This window comes from Chryseobacterium sp. RLHN22 (assembly GCF_051011795.1).
In the GTDB taxonomy this organism is placed as follows: domain Bacteria; phylum Bacteroidota; class Bacteroidia; order Flavobacteriales; family Weeksellaceae; genus Chryseobacterium; species Chryseobacterium zhengzhouense.
This window is the reverse complement of record NZ_JBPCHW010000004.1, coordinates 59,630-79,764: the sequence shown is the minus strand read 5'-3', so window position 1 is coordinate 79,764 and position 20,135 is coordinate 59,630. Positions and strand designations below refer to the sequence as shown.

The following is a 20,135-nucleotide window of genomic DNA, read 5'->3' as shown; positions in this document are numbered from 1 at the left end:
AAAGCATTGAACTTCAAACCCTAAACGTTGAACTATACATATGAAAGACGATTTTATTTTTGGGCTTCGTCCCGTATTGGAAGCTATTGAGGCTGGAAAAACTATTGACAAAATTTTTGTACAAAATGCATTGCAGGGAGAAATTTATGCTGAATTGAAAGCTATTTTAGCGAAAAATAAAATCCGTCCCAACTATGTTCCGGTAGAAAAACTTAACCGTTTCACCAGAAAAAACCATCAGGGTGTGGTTGCTTTTATTTCGGATGTTCCGTTTCACAGAGTGGAAGACATTGTTCCAGAATTATTTGAACAGGGAAAAACGCCTTTCATTCTTATTCTGGATAGATTAACTGACGTAAGAAACTTCGGAGCAATCTGCAGAACTGCAGAATGTGTTGGAATTGATGCCGTAGTTATCCCGGAAAAAGGCGGAGCGCCGGTAAACTCTGATGCTATTAAAACTTCCGCAGGAGCAATGTACAACATTAAAATCTGTAAAGAACCGAATCTTGCTCATGTTGTAGACTTTCTACAGCAAAGCGGAATTTCTGTATTTTCAGCAACAGAAAAGGCGCAAAAATTGATATACGATGTGAATTTTACAGAACCTTGCGCAATTGTAATGGGTAATGAAGAAACCGGAATTTCTAAAGAAGTTCTGCATCATTCAGATGAAAAAATAAAACTTCCGATAGAGGGAAAAACCCAATCTCTGAATGTTTCAGTTGCTTGTGGAGCCATTTTGTATGAAGCGATGAGACAGAAACTGGTAAAAATTTAATTAAAAAACATTAAAAATTCACTGTGCCTCATTGAGCACATTTTAAACTTAGAAAATTTAAATATGAAAAATATAGCAGCTTCAGCGCTTATCTTAATAGCAGTTGTTTCATGTAAAAAAGAAACATCAACTATTACCAAAGTAGATCCTAAAACCGGAAAAACCATCACCGTAGAAGTTCCTGCGGATTCTGTAAAAGAAGTAAAAGCTGATGCGGCAATTAAGGATTCTTTGGGCATCTTCAAGCAAACCTTCAAGCTTGAAAAAGGAAAAACTTATCCTTTGACAACCTATCAGAGAGATACAAAAACAATGACTGATCCGCAAGGACAAACCATAAACGGAACCAGCGAATCTACTGACGAAATGAGTTTTACAGTAAATGATATCAAAGGAAATGTTTACGACATGACCATTAATCTGATTGGAAAAAGAAATTCTCAGTCAGCTCAGGGAAAAACAATCGTTGTTGACACTAAATTACCTATTCCGAAAGAAGATGACCTGAAAATGCTTTGGAACGTCAACAAAGCGCTTACCGGAAACAAACTGAACATGAAGATGGATAACAGAGGAAAAGTGATCTCCATCACAGGGTTTGATGCAGTTTATACAAAAATTTCCAATGCTCTTAAAAATATCATCAAAGATGCAAACCAGAGAGAAAGTGTTGTTGCCAGTCTGAAAGAAAGCTTCAACGAAAAGGTTTTGAAAGACCAGTTTGAAAAAAATCTTTCCATTCTTCCAAAAAAAGGCGCCAAAATTGGTGAAAAATGGAGTACTTCGGAAAATGCTGATGCAGCCGGAAAAATTAAAGTGACTTCAAATTATACTTTGAAAAGTGCAGGAAACGGAATTCTTGAAATTTCAATCGCCGGCGGAATTCCAAAAAAAGAAGAGAAAAAATCTCAGGGCGCAATGACACATAGTATGAGCAGTGAATTGTCTCAAAACGGAACCATTAAGTTTGATCAAAACACGGGATGGATTAACAATCAGAACATTACTGTAAAAACAACTCAGGTAGAAACCATTTCAGACGGAAAACAGTCTCAGTCGATGAAGAGCGTTTCCAACTCTTCAGTAATGGTGAATCCTTCGTCTAAATAAGTTTTAGGGTTGGAGGGTTTGAGAGTTTATAATTAGAATGAGGATAAACTTTAAACCTTAAACCTTGAATATTAAACTAAAAAATTATGTCTTTTATCAAAGGTATTTTTGAGATTGTTCTCGCTACGATTATTATCTTTTTTGTCTGGAATATTCTGAAAAGAATTTTCTTCAAAAAGTTTTATACCTACATGGGATTTAATCCCAACAAAAATCAGCAGCAGGAAAACAAAACCTCAAAATCAAATATTGAGAAAAAAGTAAAATGGGACGCAGAAACTGTGGACTATGAAGAGGTGAAAGAGAAAAAATAATTTTATCTGAAATTTATTCTGAATCTTTAAAAACATCCAAATTTAAATCTACTTAATAACCAAAATGGCAAAAAACAAAAACTTAATATACATTGCAGTTTCTCTGATTGCATTTTTAGTTTTAGCATTTTTATATTCTACTCCTGTTTTTACAGGAAAACAGCTTTTCCAACATGATATTGTACAATATCGTGGCGGTGCAAAAGAACTTATCGATTATCGTGAAAATTTTGATAAAGAAACCTATTGGAGCGACTCTATGTTTGGCGGAATGCCGACTTACCAAATGGGAAGCCGCTTTGAAGGCGATATTATCAAAAAATTAGACAGCTATCTGAATATTTTGCCAAGACCGGTTAATTATCTGTTTTTATTATTTTCAGGATTTTTTCTTTTGGGAATGGTTGCCGTCCGAAACTGGAAATATGCACTTTTAGGAGCCACATTCTTCGGACTCTCGACTTATTTCTATATTATTATCGCAGCCGGACACAACGGAAAAGTAAATACCATAGAATATTTCGCACCACTTTTAGCCGGAATTCTATTGGTTTATATTCGAAAAAAATATGTCATCGGCTTTATTGTCACTACCCTTTTCTTCGGATTGCAGGTTGCGGCAAACCACCCGCAAATGACCTATTATTTATTTTTAGGACTTGGATTTTTATTTATATCTGAATTAGTAAGAGCAATTTTGAAAAAAGTTCCGATGAAACATTTCCTGATTTCATCAGGAATTATTGCAGGAGCTTTAATCATCGGAGTTGGGATGAATTCTCAAAGAATCATGGCAAATTCTGAGTACATTAAAGAAACGGTAAGAGGAAAACAAGTTCTGACTAACGACAGTCACAAAGCCGGAAATTCAGGAATGGATAAAGCAAGTATCTTAAACTGGAGTTACGGAAGACTTGAAACGCTTAATCTTTTCATCCCTAAATTAATGGGAGGCGGAAGTCAGGAAAAGTTTTCAGATTCTTACGAAAACAAGCTTCGTGAATCTTTATCCGGGCAGATCAATGACGAAAACCAGGTTGAGCAAGGTGTACAAAGCATTGTGCAGCAGACAACCCCTTATTGGGGCGATCAGCCCGGAACTTCAGGACCCGCTTATCAGGGAGCAGTAGTTTGTTTCCTTGCTGTTTTAGGATTCTTTTTTGCCTCTAAAAAATACCGTTACTGGATTTTAGGAGCAACAATTTTGACGGTTCTGCTTGCCTGGGGAAGCAACTTTATGCCTTTATCAGATTTCTTTATCGATTACGTTCCGTTTTATAGCAAATTCAGAGCACCGTCATCTATTTTGGTCGTTGTTGAGCTTCTTTTCCCACTCATCGCAATTATCGGTTTGTATAAGTTTTTCACAGACCAGAAATTAACGGAAGAATACAAAAAGAAAATATTAATCTATGTGACGGGCGGAACTTTAGGTTTGACTCTAATTCTTATTCTTTTCGGAAAATCACTTTTAGGTTTTACGAATGATGCAGAAAAAGAAATCCCAAATTTTATTTTAGATGTACTTATTGAAGACCGGTTTAAATTATTCAGAACAGACGCCATTAAAGCCTTATTGTATGTAGGAATTACTGCCGCTGTTTTATTCTTTGTTTTAAAAGAAAAATTAAATAAGAATATTGCTTTAATCATTATCGGATTGGTAAGTTTATTCGACCTTTGGACGGTAAACAAGCGTTATTTAAATGATGAAAATTACGTAGATAAAATTTTCGCCGAAAACCCTTTCCAAACAGAAGGTTCAGATTATTTGGCTGAAAAAGTAGGTGACAATGCTAATTTGCAATCAATTTTGATCAGTATTCCGGTCAACAAAACATTGGAAACCATTGCTGAAAAAGACAAAAAACATTACCGAATTTACAATCAGGTTTTAGGAACAACTAATGAAACCAATACATCTTATTTCAAATCATCAATCGGAGGTTATCATGCGGTAAAACTGAGAAGATATGACGATTTACTGAATGAATATATCGTACAGCCCGACAGTGTAAGAACACCGAAAATTTTAAATTTACTGAATACGAAGTATATGATTTTCGGAAATCCTCAAGAACCGCAAGTTGTTCCAAATCCAAATGCAAACGGAAACGCATGGTTTGTAAGTGATTTAAAATTTGTAAATACTCCAAACGAAGAAATTAAATCAATAGGAGAGATCGATAGTAAAAAAACAGCAATTATCAATGCTTCTGATAAATCTTATTTCAGCAATAAACCCGTTCAGGCAGATTCAACAGCAACAATCAACTTGACTAAATATGAAGCCAATGAACTGGAATTCAAATCTCAGTCGAAGACTCCCCAATTAGCGGTTTTCTCTGAGGTTTATTATCCTCACGGTTGGAAAGTAATTATTGACGAAAAAGAAGTTCCTTACATTAAAGCAGATTATTTGCTTCGTGCTGTTCACGTTCCAGCAGGAACTCACAATATCAAAATGATTTTCGAGCCTGAAGTTATCGAAAAAGGAAAATGGATTTCGCTTATCTGCTTCGGGTTATTCATTGCATTAAGTGCTTTTGGAATTTATTTTGTTTACCGCAAAAGAGACAAAAGACAAATTGAAATCATTAAGTAATTCAAAAGTTTAAAAAAGCTTATGATTACTCAAAAATATATAACAGACCTTACTTACAGAATCAATGGAGCCTGTATTGAAGTTCACAAAATTTTGGGTGCTGGTTTAGCTGAAATTGTTTATCACAAAGCATTGGAAAAAGAATTCAATCTGTTGCGTCAATTTTAGAAATTCATAAGTCACAAATTCTTAATTATATGAATTTATTAAAAGTCCCTAAAGGAATTTTAGTGAATTTTAACGTTAAAAATTTATATCATTTTGGTCAGGAAACATTTATTAATAAATACTTTGACCAATACGATTAAATAATTTTTTAATTTTTAAACCGCAAAAGAAACAAAAGACAAAAATCTTCTAAGTTATCCAAAAGGTTACAAATGTAATTGCTGAAAATTGGGAAATTTATTTTGCTATCTTTTGAAATACTAAAAACAGAAGAAAATCTTTTGTCTCTTTTGCGGTTAAAATAAAAACAATGTCTACAAATAAAAAAATCCTAATCATTACTTATTACTGGCCACCTGCTGGAGGACCAGGCGTTCAGCGATGGCTGAAATTTGCAAAATATCTTCCTGAATTTGGCTGGAAACCCATTATCTATACTCCGGAAAACCCGAGTTATCCTTTGTTGGATGAAAGTCTGATGAAAGATGTTCCAAAAGATTTAGAAATAGTACGAACAAAAATTTGGGAACCTTATCAATTGGCCGAAAAGCTGAATAAAAGCAATAAAAAATTCAAAGCCGGACAATTTGATGTCGGAAAAAACCAAAGCTGGAAATCCAAATTTTCAATTTGGGTAAGAGGCAATTTTTTCATTCCTGACGCGAGAGTTTTTTGGGTAAAACCTTCTTCTGAGTTTTTAGAAAAATATTTGAAGGAAAATAATATTGAAACCATTGTTACTTCCGGACCGCCACATTCGATGCATCTGATTGGCTTAAATCTAAAAAAGATAATGCCCAACCTGAAGTGGATTGCCGATTTTCGTGATCCCTGGACAGAAATTTCATACTACAAACATTTAAAACTGACCAACAGATCAGACAAAAAACATCGTTTTCTGGAAAGTGAAGTTTTTAAAAATGCTGATATTACTTTAGCGACAAGTTATACCGATGCAGAAAATTTCCGTAAAAACGGAGCCAATGCATTTTGTATTACCAATGGTTTCGACGAATCCGACTCAAACTCTCAAACTCTACAATCCTCAAACTCTCAAGCCCAATTCACACTAAGTTACATCGGTGTTTTAGAACAGTTAAGAAATCCTGAAAACCTTTGGAAAGCATTAGATAATCTGGTTAAAACCAATTCAGATTTTGCGGAAAATTTTAGTTTGAAGTTTGTCGGAAGAATTGATGACAAGATTTTAGAAACGATTGAAAATTTAAGTTTAAAAAATCATATTTTGAATCTTGGTTATGTTTCCCATGACAAAGCCGTTGATGAAATGTCGAAATCTTCGCTTTTATTGATTACCAATTTCCCGAATAATTCTTCAAAAGGAATTATCCCCGGAAAAATATTCGAATATTTAGCGACAGGAAAACAGATTATTTCATTTGGTCCGGAAAAAGCGGATGTCTCAAAAATTCTTGATGAAACAAAAGCAGGAAAACACTTCGTTTACAGTGATTCTAAAGAAATTGAAGATTTTATTTTAGAAAAATTTAATTTGTGGAAGAATGGAAATCTTTCAGAAAATACAGAAAATATTGAGCAATTTTCGAGAAGAAATTTAACCAAACAACTTTCCGAAATTTTATAAAAATTATTCCCCGTCTGCAACAGAAGGGGAATTTTAATTTATATCGTCCATTCATCATTGATAACCGCAACTACGTAATACTTTCCTTCAAATTCTTCAAAAACAAAACGAAGTGCATTCCAGTCCATCCCGCCATTTTTCTCAGAACCGGAAATATAATTTTCTGTAAAATCTGTATTCGGATAAATTTCTTTTGAGTTATTCAAAGAGTTTCCAGTACCCAAAAATTTATTGAATGCATACTCGGATTTTGTAAAATCTTTTTTAAAAACCCAATCTTTAAAATACTTTTGAATAGTTGCTTTATAAATTTCACCCGAACCATCTCTTGAACCCCATGTAAAGACAGTTTTTGAAGGAAAATATTTTTCGAAATCAGCTTTTGAAAAATGTTTATCTTCGTTACGGTTGATAAAGGCATACATCGAAAATCTTACGCCTTTCTGAGGATGAATGTAGTTGGCAAAAACATCATAATACCCAACTTTTATGGCTTGTAAAAGTTCATCATTGGTCTTTTTCAATGCTACTTCTTTTGAGAAAGCTTCCTGTTTTGTATCAGTTCTTTCATTTGATCTTTTCAGGTTATCTGTAGATACTGTTGGATTTTTATCCTGTTTCTTTTCACATGATAAAACCGCCAAAAGTAAGAAGGCTAAAAAAGTCTTTTTCATTTCAAAAATTTTGGCAAAAAGTCCAAAAGCGATGCCAGTTTTGTGAGAGGGTCTGAGAGTCTTAGTCATTTTGTAGTTGAGTGATAACACAGTTGAGAGGATCTCAGATTTAAACTTATTTGATGTTGAATTATTATTTGCATATATAATCATCTCTTTCGTAAAAGCTTTTTACTAATTTTGAGTTATGGAAATTTTAGACATTCTGATTATCGGAGCCGGACCAATCGGTCTCAACTGTGCGCTCGAAGCCAATAAAAGCAACCTCAGTTATTTAATTATAGAAAAAGGAACGATTGTCAATTCGCTCTACAATTATCCTTTGTATATGAAGTTTTTTTCAACCGCAGATAAACTTGAAATCAATGAAATTCCTTTTATTTCTGCTGCCCCAAAACCTGGAAGACAGGAAGCTTTAGAATATTATCAGGGAATTGCAAGACAGAAAAATCTGAATATTAATCTTTATGAAAAAGTTTTAAAGGTTTCCAAAAACGATGAGATTTTTGAAATTAAAACATCAAAATCAACCTATTACGCAAAAAACGTAATTATTTCAACCGGATTTTATGACATTCCGAATCTGATGAATATTCCCGGAGAAAACCTGGAGAAAGTTAAACATTATTATACCGAACCTTACCCTTACGCAAAACAGAAAATTGTCGTTATTGGCTCAAGCAATTCTTCTGTCGATGCCGCTTTGGAAACCTACCGAAAAGGCGCAGAAGTAACGATGATTATCCGTAACTCTGAGATTTCTCCAAGTGTAAAATATTGGGTGAAACCGGATATTGAAAATAGAATTACAGAAGGAAGTATTAAAGCTCATTTTAATGCTGAACTGCTTGAAATTAAAGAACATTCCGTAATTTTTAAAGATAAAACAGGACAACTCAATGAGATTGAAAATGATTTTGTTCTCGCAATGACCGGCTATCTTCCCGATTTTGACTTTCTCAAAAATTCAGGAATTGAATTGCGGGAAAAATGTTTAAATCCTTTTTACAACACCGAAACCATGGAAACCAATGTTCCGAATTTATATTTGGCAGGCGTAGTTTGTGGCGGAAAAGACACGCATCTATGGTTTATTGAAAACTCGAGAATTCATGCAGAAATGATTGTGAAAAATGTTTTACAAAATAAGCTATGAAAAAAATACTCCTTTTAATAATATTATTTAGTTTTAATTTTACGTTTGCTTGCAGTTGTCTTTTTACTACACTTTCCAACGCTTATCACAGAGCTGATTTTGTCGCCGAAATAACTGTCTTAAATGTATATGGTAATAACGCTACAAAAAACACTTATAAAGCAGATATAAAATTTGAAAGATTTTTCAAAGGCAAAAGTGAAATCAAGACTTTAGATGTGGCAGGAAATATTGGTAACTTTTCAAGCACAAGTTGCCAACTGAGTTTAAGGGCAAATGCAAAATATCTTATTTTCTTGAACAACAATAACAAGATAGTTACATCTTGCACGCCTCATTATATTCTTGATGACAACTCATATCAAAGTAAAATTAGTGCTGTAGAAAATTTATTTTCTTTTTTAGAAAAGAATACAACGAAGAATGACGAATTTATTTTTTACTTTGAAAAAAATAAAAAGGGAAAATCAAGTATTTCAAAATTAAAAAACTTTAAACCAAAAAATAATTTTGCTGTTTATGAAATAACTTCAAATAGTAAAAATGTAATTGGAGCAGTAAAAAACATATCAGAATTTGGGGACAGAGATAATGAAATAGCGAAGCTGATAAAGAAGAATCTTAATCGTGATTTAACAGAATATCTCGGCAAGAGAATTCTGATTGCTTTTGTTTATATACCTGAATACATTCCAATTAAGTATCGAGATCATGTTACTTCAGAGCTATATTAGACTAAAAGTCAACCTTCATTCCTAAAACAAAATTTCGCTTTGCTGCAGGATTATAATACCGGTTACCAAAAGCATTAATGTCGAATCCAAGAACATAATCTTCATTGTATAAATTCTGAATCTGAAGATATAAATTGACTCTCATTTTTTCAAAATCTACAGGATATCTGAACTGAATATTCCCGATCAAACTGGGTTCTGACCAAACAGTATTGGCATCATTTAAAGGCATTTTTGAAGTATAAAAATGAGAATAATCAACATTCAGTTTTTTGAAAAAAGTAAAATTCAACAAGCTGTTTATTGTCGTTTTCGGGACTCCCGTTAAATCATTTCCGGAGAAATTATTGTCATTCTGTTGGTAATTTTTAAACTTAAAATCATAAAAACTTCCTGAAAACCTGAATTTAAAGTTGCTGAAAAAATCATTTTTCAAATTGAAATTTTTAGATTCCAACAAAACTTCAAAGCCTTTCTGAACGGTTTCTCCTGAATTGACGAAGAATTCTTGTCCAGCATCATTTTGCCGCCTTACAATCCCATCTTTCATTCGAAAGTCAAAATAACTTCCTTCTACAAAAAGAAAATTTCCAAACTGTTTTCTAATACCTATTTCTTTGTTCCAGCCATATTCCGGACTAAGATTCTGATTAAATTCCTGTGTTGAAGAGCGGATTTCTTCATTAGTGGGAGCAGAATTTCCTTTTCCAATTTTTCCTCTGGCTGAAAAACCTTTTCCTAAAAGATAAGTCAGTCCAAAATTCGGAAGCCATTGATTTTTAAAATGAATATTTCCATTTTCAGCTCTTGGAAAAAGCCTTTCCCAATCGTATGAATTTGAATTCAAACTAATAGAAACATCAGTAAAAAGTTTCTCATTAAAGTTTAGTTTTTGGGAAAGAAAATAAAATCCCGAACTGTTTTTCAACTGATCAAAATTTTGTGGATTACCTTCAAAACCTTTATTATTATCATAATTTTTAATTAGAATATCGTTCATTCCACCTTCAAAACCCAATCGGTATGCTAAAGAAACTTTGTCCCAGTTTTTTTCATAATTAAAATGGGTTCTTAAAGCGAAATTCTTCTCAAAACGGTTTTCAAAATTGGTAATAAAAGGATTTTCAAAATCAACGTAAGAACCCTGAACTAATAAAAAATGTGAAAAATTTGGGGTAAACTGATATTCGTTTGAAATTCCTGCCAAAACCATTTTATTGCGAATTCCGGCATTTTGTTCCTGAGCTCCCGGAACTGTCGCCGTATTGGGTCTTGCCTGTTTTCTGTTGAAATTCATCTGTTCTAAAGTTAATCCTCCCGGAGTTTGATAATCTAAATCAGAATACATCAACATGGCTTTCAGCAATCCTTTTTCCGAATATTGAAAATTGTATTTCACGAAAATCTGTTTTCGCTGAACTTTCGATTGGTCACGGTAAGAATCGGTCTGGTAATAATTCTGAAAAACTTCAAAAAAATGTTTTCCAATCTGCTTTGAAAAATCTACACTCTGATTGAAAGTTCCGTAGCTTCCGACGGATAGATTAGCCGACAAATTTTCTGAAGATTTTGTTTTCAAAAGCACCGTTCCGCCTGTAACAGCTCCGTAATCGCCACTTTCCGGACCTTTGTAAATTTCCATTCTATCAATCAATTCTGGAGAAATCACATTGAAATACGTATTCCCGGAAGCATCAGATAAAATAAAATCGTCGAGATAAACTTTCACATTCCGAATGCCAAAAGGCGACCTTAAAGTGCTTCCACGAAGTGAAATTCTGTAACTTCCAGGTGAACGTTCTTCCATTCTTGCTCCTGCAATCTGATTGATGGATTCAAGCATTCTTTCCGGTGTATTTTGATTTAATAAATTTTCAGAAATAACAGAAACCGATTTGGTGGAATTGATAAAAGCTGTTGGTTTTTTATAAGTATCAATTCTGACTTCTGATATCAAAGTGGCAGAATCTCTTTTTTGAGAAAATAAAATCGAAGCGGAAAAAAGAGGAAGAATTAAGTAGATTTTTTTCATTGTAAAATTCTATGCAAAAACTGTACAGTTTAAACCTAAAACTTCAAATTTTGCACAAAAAACCTTGTCAAGGTTGGGAATCTTGACAAGGCCGATGCATTATTTTCTTTTTAAAATTTAGTCTAAAATATCTTCACGATCTTTAATCATCCATGGAACAACAAAATAAAATGCGACGGCAATGGCTGTTGCAATGATTCCGGTTCCAATCCACAATATGGTAAAACCTAATTTTTCAGCGATTAAAGTTCCCAAATAAGGCGTAACGATAAATGCAATAGAAAATGAAATTCCGTTTAACCCCATATACGCTCCTTTGTTGTTTTTACCCGAACGCAAAGCTGTGATTGTTGACATAAATGGTAATGCCCAAATTTCTCCGACTGACAATAAAGTCATCGAAAGTACCAATGTTATAAGACTGTAATCGAAACCGAGCATTGCATACGAAAGACCACAAATGAATGTTCCCAAAAACATAGTTCTTGCTAAATTCAAATATTTTTCTGCAACCTGAACCAAACCCATTTCCAGCAACACAACGATAAATCCACTGTACCCTAATAAATACCCTATTTTTTGCTGACTCAAATGCGCCGTGTCTTTATAAAAAATAGTCAATGTACTGAATAACTGAAAGAAACAGATTGAAAACAGCATACAAAGAAAACAGTAAATCAAAAATTTACCATCACGATAAGGCGAGTTTTCTTTTTTAATTTCAATAACTTCACTTACTTTTCTTGCTTTTAGCTTGGCTAATTTGTTGCGCTTTCTGAAGAAAGTGATATATAAAATCCCAGCCGATAATGCTGCAAAAGCATTAGAATAAAATAGAAATTCATAAGAAATTGCAGACAAAATTCCGCCTAAAGCAGGGCCAATTGAGAATCCCAAATTAACCGCCATTCTATTTAATGAAAAGGCTCTTGTAATATTTTCAGGTTTTGCATATTTTGTAATCGCTACTGAATTTGCAGGACGAAATGAATCGCTTACGATACTCTGTATTAAAATGATTGCAGCAACTCCTATTTCTGTTTTAAAAAGTGGAATTAAACAAAACAAAGGAACACTTAATAATAAGCTTAAATACTGAACTTTATATTCTCCGATTCTGTCTGTAATAAAACCACCCAACCAAGAACCGATTACTGAACCGATTCCGAAAAAGCTAAGTACAATTCCTGTATTTTCTATACTAAATTTTAAATGAGCAGTCATGTAAACTCCCAAAAACGGGAGCACCATTGATCCGGCTCGGTTGATGAGCATTACCAACGCAAGCATCCAGCTTTCCTGAGAAAGCCCTTTGAATGAGTTTGTATATAATTGTATAAGTTTCATTTTATATTTCTTTTTGATAAGTGATTCTTTTTAAACACAAGTGACACAAATATTTTCACTAATAACACCAATAATAGTTGTGAAATTTGTGACGATTATTTGTGCCATTAGTGTTTAAATAAAAACAGGACTTAAAAAATTAAGCCCTGTTTCATTTATTTAGATATAAATAATTTTTTACTCCGGCTTATAAGAGTCTTTTAAGGTCACAGTTCTGTTGAATACAAAATTTGTATCCGTAGAATCCTGATCCTTTGTAAAATAGCCAATTCTCTGGAATTGAAGAGGTTCTCCAACCGCCACATCTTTTAAACCAGGTTCAGCAAATCCCTGAACTGTAGTAACAGAGTCTGGATTGATGAAATTTAAGAAATCCACATCTTTCTCAGCATCAGGCTGTTCCACCGTAAATAATTTATCGTAATTTCTTACTTCCACAGGAATTGCGTGTTTCGCAGACACCCAGTGAATAGTCCCTTTTACTTTTCTTAAACTTTCTTCAGTTCCGCTTCCAGACTTGGATTTTTCATCGTAAGTCGCATAAATGGTCGTGATTTCTCCATTTTCGTCCTTCTCTACTCTTTCACCTTTGATGATGTAAGCAGATTTCAAACGAACTTCACCACCTAACTTTAGTCTGAAGAATTTATTATTAGCTTCTTCCTTAAAATCTTCACGCTCAATATATAATTCTCTGGAGAACGGAATTTCTCTGGTTCCTGCACTTTCCTGTTCAGGGTTATTTTCAGTTTCCAGCCATTCTTCCTGTCCTTCAGGATAGTTTTCAATGATTAATTTAATAGGATCAACTACTGTCATTACACGTTTTGCCACTTTATTCAAGTCTTCACGAACGCAGAATTCCAATAACTGAAGTTCAATTAGATTTTCTCTTTTGGCAACTCCTACTTTTTCAATAAAATTCCTGATAGCAGTGGCAGTATACCCTTTTCTTCTCATTCCGGAAATCGTAGGCATTCTTGGATCATCCCAACCGCTCACTACATTTTCAGCAATCAGCCTCTGTAATTTTCTTTTGGAAGTAATCATGTAAGAAACGTTCATCCTTGCAAATTCTCTTTGCTTGTTTTTCACCTTTCCTTCTTCATACACTTGGTCTAGATACCAATTATACAATGGCCTATGGTTTTCAAACTCCAAAGAGCACAATGAGTGCGAAACCTGTTCGATATAATCAGACTCACCATGTGCCCAGTCGTACATTGGATAAATTTTCCAAGCTGTACCGGTTCTGTGATGAGGTTTATTTAAAATTCTATACATTACAGGGTCACGCATGTTCATGTTCGGCGAAGTCATATCGATCTTTGCACGAAGAGACATCGAACCACTTTCGAATTCACCGTTTTTCATTCTTTCGAATAAATCTAAAGATTCTTCAACAGGACGGTTTCTGTATGGAGATTCAATTCCCGGTTCTGCAGGATTTTTTCTTTGCTCAGTAATTACTTCAGATGGCTGCTCATCTACATAAGCTTTTCCTTCTTTAATCAACTGAACTGCCCAATCGTAAAGCTGCTGGAAGTAATCGGATGCGTACAAAACTTTATCCCACTTAAAACCTAGCCATTCAACGTCTTTCATGATAGAATCTACGAATTCCTGCTCTTCTTTTTCAGGGTTCGTATCGTCGAAACGAAGGTTTACGGGAGCATTGTATTTTTCACCCAAACCGAAGTTGATGCAGATCGCTTTGGTATGACCTACATGCAGATAACCGTTTGGTTCAGGCGGAAAACGGAAACGGAGCTCATCTTTTGTAAGTCCGTTTGCCAAATCATCTTCGATAATTTGCTCAATAAAATTGAGTGATTTTTTTTCTTCTTCCATTAAAAATTCGCTTTAATATGCCGCACTAACGACAATTTGCAAATTTAAGAAATTTAAAAATGGTATGAAAATAATTATTTTAAAACAAAATTCACCTGAAATTGAATTTTTTTTCAGAAATTTACATTCAGAAAAAACAGTTATAATATCATCATGAAGAAGATTAAAAAACAGCTTTTAAATATAATTGAATCTATAAAAAAAGCTATTTTCATTGACGGTGTAATTTAATATCAGCCTTTATAAAAAAGTTTTTCGCCGCTGAGCTCTAAGCAGCTCTTAAAATTATTAGTAAATAAACTTCCTGTACCTAGACCTTGAGGCATTTTATTTTTTTTAGTAAAGGTATATTGAGCAATCGCATTCAGACCAATATTACTCTCCAAAGCTGAAGTAATCCACCAACCTATATTTTGCTGCCCAGCTAGAGATACCCACTCATCTGATCCTGAGAAACCACCTATCAAAGAGGGTTTTAAAATAATGTACTGCGGGTTTATTTTTTCTAAAAGGTTCTTCTTTTCATTAAAATCAATAATCCCGATTAATTCTTCATCCAAAGCAATAGGAATTGGCGTTTCAGCACAAAGTTCAGCCATATCGTTCCAGTTTCCTGCTTTAATAGGCTGTTCGATTGAATGTATATCCAAATTTGCCAATTGTTGCAAAACAATTTTGGCTTTATCTTTAGTAAATCCCCCATTCGCATCAACCCGGAGTTCCAAATGATCTTTAGAAAATTTCTGTCTTAATTTTTGAAGAATTTCATGTTCAGATTTCCAGTCTACACCGATTTTTAATTTAATACAATGAAAGCCCTGCTCAAGTTTTTCCTGAATCTGCTCTTCCATAAAATCAATATTTCCCATCCAGATCAGGCCGTTGATAATGATTGGAATTTTATCTTCAGTAAACTCACTCGGAAAGTAAAGGTTTCCACCATTCTTTAAATTTAAAACAGCCTGTTCGTAACCGAACCAAATCGATGGAAATTCTTTCAATTCTTCTTTTAAATATTCAAAAGCCTGATTAATATTTTCACAAAGCCATTGCAGTTTCTGTTCATAATCTGCTATGTCATCAAAACTTAGTCCTCTGAAAATTGCACATTCTCCTACACCTTTTTTGTCATCCTGAAAAATTTCAAGAATAAATGTCTCTTTTTCAAGCAAAACGCCTCGAGATGTTCCACTCGGGCGCTTGAATTCTAATATATATTGATAATATTTTGCTGTCATTTATTTTACGCTGTCAATTCGCATAAATTCTTCTGCTTTTTCCACCATATCTACGCTTCCACAGAAGAAAGGAATTCTCTGGTGAAGTTCTGTCGGCTCAATTTCCAAAATTCTTCCGAAACCGTCTGTTGCCTTTCCGCCAGCTTGCTCGGCCAAGAAAGCCATCGGATTACATTCATATAACAATCTCAATTTCCCGTTTGGAGCCTGTGAATAAGAAGGGTAAATATAAATTCCGCCTTTCAGCATATTTCTGTGAAAATCTGCAACCAAAGATCCGATATATCTGGAAGTATAAGGCCTGTCACCCTCTTCCATCTGACAATATTTGAGGTAATTTTTTACACCTTGAGGAAATTTGATATAATTACCTTCATTGATTGAATAAATTTTTCCGGTCTTCGGGAAAGTCATGTTAGGATGAGAAAGATAATAGGTACCTAAAGAAGGATCAAGAGTAAATCCGTTTACTCCGTTTCCTGTCGTATAAACAATCATTGTGGACGAACCGTAAATAACATATCCTGCCGCAATCTGGTTGATCCCTTTCTGTAGAAAATCCTCCAGCTGAACGGGAGTTCCCGGCTCTGTAACTCTTCTGTAAATAGAGAAAATTGTTCCCACTGAAACATTTACATCGATATTTGAGGAACCATCAAGAGGGTCAATTAAAACAACATATTTACTTAAATGTCCGTTTTCACCACATTTAATATCAATGAAATCGTCATTTTCTTCAGAAGCAATTCCGCATACAACTTCCCGCTGTGACAGAGCCGTAATAAAAATATCGTTTGCTATAACATCCAGTTTCTGCTGTTCTTCACCCTGAACATTTTGGTTCCCTGCTGCTCCGGTAATATCTACAATTCCTGCTTTGTTTACTTCTCTGTTTACAACTTTTGAAGCTAATCTTATGGCACTCAGAAGGCGTGAAAATTCACCTGTAGAATACTGAAAATCTTCTTGTTTATCGATAAGAAACTCTCCTAAAGTTTGTAATGACTGATCTGACATATTTTTCTTTTTACACTTTTCCCAAATTTCGTAAAATTTATCCTATTTAAAAAATAAATATCAAAATAACCCTTACGAACTGTTTATCAAACAAATACAACCATTAACAAATCGAGTAATATTAAAACATCCGTTTTGAAAATTCCCAAATTATTAAAGTAAATACACTATTTGGAGACAAATTTTGATTTTAATAAAATCTTAATTATATCGCTCTCGCTGCCTATTTCATATCTCAGTGTAAATTTATAATTTTGACATCTTAAAATTTCGACAACGAAAATTATCTAACAAATTTATTTTTAATACTTTAATGAAAATCTTCAAGTTTGGTGGGGCTTCTGTAAAAGATGCCGAAAGTGTAAAAAATGTTTCTATGGTTCTTCAAAGTCAAGGCTTTGAGAAATGTCTGCTCGTTATTTCTGCGATGGGCAAAACCACAAATGCTTTGGAAAAAGTGGTAGAAATGTATTTTAAGAAAGATAACTATCAAACAGAGATTGAGGATATAAAACAGAAGCACATCGAAATAGCTAAAGGACTTTTTTCTGAAGACCATGCAGTTTTTGCAGAAATAAATCTGTTTTTCGATGATATCGATTCATTTTTAAGAAGAAATAAATCTCCGAACTACAATTTCGTTTACGATCAGGTGGTAAGTTGTGGAGAAATGATCTCCACGAAAATCGTAAGTGAATATCTGAATGACATTCAGTTTACCAATCAATGGTTAGACGCAAGAGATTATGTAAAAACAGATAACTCTTACAGAGATGGAGTTGTAGATTGGGCAAGAACCGAAGAATTTATTTCAAATTTAAATAAAGAAATCTGCTATGTTACTCAAGGTTTCATTGGTTCAGACGAAAACAATTTCACGGTAACTTTAGGAAGGGAGGGATCTGATTATTCAGCGGCGATTTTCGCATATTGCTTAAATGCCGATGCAATGACCATTTGGAAAGACGTTCCCGGAGTAATGACAGGAGATCCAAGAAAATTTGAGGATGTAAGCCTTCTTTCAAATATCTCTTATGAAGAAGCAATTGAAATGGCATATTACGGAGCCAGCGTTATTCACCCGAAAACGTTGCAGCCACTTCAGCAAAAAAACATTCCTTTTTATGTGAAATCTTTTATTGATCCCACAAAAGCAGGAACTAAAGTAGGAGTTTCAGATAAAAATCAAAGTGAAGAGTCTTATATTTTAAAAGAAAATCAGACTTTATTAAAGATCTCTACAAGAGACTTCTCATTTATCGCCGAAGATCACATGAGCTTAATTTTCAATAATTTAGCCAAGTACAAAATCAAAGTATCTCTGATGCAAAATTCTGCGATCTCACTGGAATTATGTCTGGAAGATAAATTTAACAAAGTTGATGAGTTGAATGACGAACTTCAAAAAGTTTTTAAGACCGATGTCATAAAAAATGTATCTTTATTTACGGTAAGGAATGCAAAGATGGAAAACATCGATAAATTTTACCAGGGAAAAAGCGTATTATTGGAGCAGATTGCAAAAAATACGCTGCAAATGGTAACACAATAAAACTAATTTCGACTAAAAACACATGAGCTTAATTTCGAAAAACGATTTAATCAAAGCTTCCGGCTTAAATAAGATAGGTTTTCTAAAAAACCCTGTCGCTTCTGCTGTGATGAGCATTGCGAAAATAAATGAAGTCAACAGACTCTATGATAAATTAAAAGACAAGGAAGGTAAAGACTTTTTCGATTCATTTGTGAGAGAGCGAAATTTAAGTTATATCGCTTTTGAAGAAGATTTAGCAAAAATCCCAAAAACCGGCCCGTTTATCCTGGTATCCAATCACCCGCTTGGTGCAATTGACGGAATTTTAATGTGCAAGATTTTATCTGAAGTCCGTCCTGATTTCAAAGTGATGGGGAATTTTCTTTTAGAGAAAATAAAGCCAATGGAACCTTATGTGATCCCTGTAAATCCTTTTGAAGGCAGAAAGGAAATCAGAAACAGCGCAACCGGGATGCGTGAAACCTTAAAGCATCTCGAAAACGGTGGTTGTGTCGGAATTTTTCCAGCCGGAGAAGTATCTAATAAAAACAATCCTTATAGTGAGATTTTAGATAAAGAGTGGGAAAAACCTGCTTTAAAGCTGATCAGGATGGCAAAAGTTCCGGTAGTTCCGATGTATTTTCATGCTAAAAACAGCACTTTATTTTATCAGATTGCCAAAATTCATCCCAACTTACAGACATTAATGCTCCCTGCAGAAATGATGAATGATAGGGAAAAGCCAATCCGAATCCGAATCGGCCGCCCGATTACTGTAAAAGTGATGGATGAAATGGAAAATATTGAAGAACTGGGAGAGTTTCTGAAACGTAAGGTTTACATGATGAAATCTTACTACGAAAAAAGAAAATCTCTTGCCCAGGCTATCAATCTGAAAAATCTTTCGGTGAAATTTCCTTTATTAAAAGAAGAAAATATCGTTCAGAATATCATTGATGAAACTCCGAAAGAAGACCTACTGAAAGACATCAGTAAAATAAAAGGAACCGACAGAATGCTGTTCAGCAACGGTAATTACGAGATTTATTTTACACCTTACGAAGAAATACCTTCTATTATGAGGGAAATCGGAAGGCAAAGGGAACTCACCTTCCGTGCGGTTGGAGAAGGAAGCAATCTGCCTTTTGATCTTGATGAATACGACAAACATTATCATCATCTGTTTTTGTGGGACAACTCGGCGGAAAAATTAGCCGGAGCTTATAGAATGGCCTTAGGTAAAGATGTGATGAAAAAATTTGGGATTAAAGGATTTTATACAAGTTCTCTATTTGAATTCGAACAGGATATCCATCCGTTTTTCAAGAAGGTTATTGAAATGGGAAGAGCTTATATCTGCGAAGAATATCAGCAAAAACCACTTCCGTTGTTCCTTCTGTGGCGAGGAATTGTACATGTTTGTTTAAGAAATCCTGATCATAAATTTCTGATGGGCGGTGTGAGTATTTCTAATAAATTTTCGGAATTCTCTAAATCGCTGATGATCGAATTCATGCGTTCCAATTATTACGACTCTGCTGTTGCTCAATATATTACCCCCAGAAATGACTACAAGGTAAAGCTGCGTGATCGTGATAAAAACCTGTTTATGAACGAGATGGAATCCGATTTAAATAAACTAGATAAAATTATCGATGATCTTGAACCGGAATTGAGAATGCCTGTTTTAATCAAAAAATATATTAAGCAAAATGCAAAGGTAATTGCATTCAACGTTGATCCTAATTTCAATGATGCGATCGATGGTTTGATGTACATCAGGATAAGTGACCTTCCGGAAAGCACAATCAAGCCTGTTTTAGAGGAAATGAGCGAACAAATAAGAAAAGAACAGGAAAATAATCAAGCTGAAAATCAGTAAGTTTTTGTATTAAATTTAAAAAACTTCGATTAATATTTGTTTCATATATCAAAACTTCCTACTTTTGCATCACTTTAAAACAACGA

General features: G+C 34.0%; 15 protein-coding genes and 1 pseudogene. 10 read left to right on the top strand and 6 right to left on the bottom strand.

What is annotated here, in order from left to right; translation table 11 throughout:
- Positions 1-40: 40 nt before the first annotated feature.
- From rlmB to ACR1PN_RS05595, 6 genes and pseudogenes are all read left to right on the top strand, one after another.
- Positions 41-781, top strand: a complete 741-nt coding sequence (rlmB, locus tag ACR1PN_RS05620) for a 23S rRNA (guanosine(2251)-2'-O)-methyltransferase RlmB (protein ID WP_378175070.1) — start codon at positions 41-43, stop codon at positions 779-781.
- Positions 782-844: 63 nt separating this feature from the next.
- A complete protein-coding gene (locus ACR1PN_RS05615; protein WP_433979213.1) occupies positions 845-1,891 on the top strand; it encodes a DUF6263 family protein in 1,047 nt (348 codons plus the stop codon).
- Positions 1,892-1,977: 86 nt separating this feature from the next.
- On the top strand, positions 1,978-2,205 hold the full coding sequence (locus tag ACR1PN_RS05610; RefSeq protein ID WP_378175076.1) for a hypothetical protein: 228 nt from the start codon (positions 1,978-1,980) through the stop codon (positions 2,203-2,205).
- Between the two features lie 64 nt (positions 2,206-2,269).
- A complete protein-coding gene (locus tag ACR1PN_RS05605) occupies positions 2,270-4,810 on the top strand; it encodes a YfhO family protein (RefSeq protein ID WP_433979212.1) in 2,541 nt (846 codons plus the stop codon).
- Positions 4,811-4,831: 21 nt separating this feature from the next.
- A pseudogene (locus ACR1PN_RS05600) lies at positions 4,832-5,118 on the top strand (GxxExxY protein).
- Positions 5,119-5,288: 170 nt separating this feature from the next.
- A complete protein-coding gene (locus tag ACR1PN_RS05595) occupies positions 5,289-6,584 on the top strand; it encodes a glycosyl transferase family 1 (protein ID WP_433979211.1) in 1,296 nt (431 codons plus the stop codon).
- Positions 6,585-6,622: 38 nt separating this feature from the next.
- Here ACR1PN_RS05595 and ACR1PN_RS05590 read toward each other — a convergent pair whose 3' ends face one another.
- Complete coding sequence (locus ACR1PN_RS05590; RefSeq protein ID WP_433979210.1) at positions 6,623-7,258, bottom strand: hypothetical protein; 636 nt, start codon at positions 7,256-7,258, stop codon at positions 6,623-6,625.
- A gap of 187 nt (positions 7,259-7,445) precedes the next feature.
- Here ACR1PN_RS05590 and ACR1PN_RS05585 point away from each other — a divergent pair, with 187 nt between their 5' ends.
- Both ACR1PN_RS05585 and ACR1PN_RS05580 read left to right on the top strand, forming a co-directional pair.
- Positions 7,446-8,414, top strand: coding sequence for a YpdA family putative bacillithiol disulfide reductase (locus ACR1PN_RS05585; RefSeq protein WP_433979209.1), 969 nt, complete (start codon positions 7,446-7,448; stop codon positions 8,412-8,414).
- Positions 8,411-9,148, top strand: coding sequence for a hypothetical protein (locus ACR1PN_RS05580; protein ID WP_433979208.1), 738 nt, complete (start codon positions 8,411-8,413; stop codon positions 9,146-9,148). The genes ACR1PN_RS05585 and ACR1PN_RS05580 overlap by 4 nt, the downstream gene beginning before the upstream one ends.
- 1 nt (position 9,149) lies before the next feature.
- Here ACR1PN_RS05580 and ACR1PN_RS05575 read toward each other — a convergent pair whose 3' ends face one another.
- The 5 genes from ACR1PN_RS05575 to fbp all read right to left on the bottom strand — a co-directional run bounded on the left by ACR1PN_RS05575 (position 9,150) and on the right by fbp (position 16,633).
- Positions 9,150-11,180: a TonB-dependent receptor gene (locus ACR1PN_RS05575; RefSeq protein ID WP_433979207.1), complete on the bottom strand. Its 2,031-nt coding sequence runs from the start codon at positions 11,178-11,180 to the stop codon at positions 9,150-9,152.
- 117 nt (positions 11,181-11,297) lie between these two features.
- A complete protein-coding gene (locus ACR1PN_RS05570; protein WP_433979206.1) occupies positions 11,298-12,527 on the bottom strand; it encodes an MFS transporter in 1,230 nt (409 codons plus the stop codon).
- A 177-nt stretch (positions 12,528-12,704) separates the two neighbouring features.
- Positions 12,705-14,378, bottom strand: a complete 1,674-nt coding sequence (locus tag ACR1PN_RS05565; RefSeq protein WP_433979205.1) for a glutamine--tRNA ligase/YqeY domain fusion protein — start codon at positions 14,376-14,378, stop codon at positions 12,705-12,707.
- Between the two features lie 233 nt (positions 14,379-14,611).
- Entirely contained in the window at positions 14,612-15,616 is a 1,005-nt protein-coding gene (locus ACR1PN_RS05560; protein WP_433979204.1) for an o-succinylbenzoate synthase, read from the bottom strand.
- Positions 15,617-16,633, bottom strand: a complete 1,017-nt coding sequence (fbp, locus tag ACR1PN_RS05555; RefSeq protein WP_433979203.1) for a class 1 fructose-bisphosphatase — start codon at positions 16,631-16,633, stop codon at positions 15,617-15,619.
- A 313-nt stretch (positions 16,634-16,946) separates the two neighbouring features.
- On the opposite strand from fbp, the gene ACR1PN_RS05550 reads away from it, so the two are divergent.
- Together ACR1PN_RS05550 and ACR1PN_RS05545 are read left to right on the top strand one after the other, a co-directional pair.
- Positions 16,947-18,185, top strand: a complete 1,239-nt coding sequence (locus ACR1PN_RS05550) for an aspartate kinase (RefSeq protein WP_378175112.1) — start codon at positions 16,947-16,949, stop codon at positions 18,183-18,185.
- 22 nt (positions 18,186-18,207) lie between these two features.
- Entirely contained in the window at positions 18,208-20,049 is a 1,842-nt protein-coding gene (locus ACR1PN_RS05545) for a lysophospholipid acyltransferase family protein (protein WP_378175117.1), read from the top strand.
- The last annotated feature ends 86 nt before the right edge of the window (positions 20,050-20,135 follow it).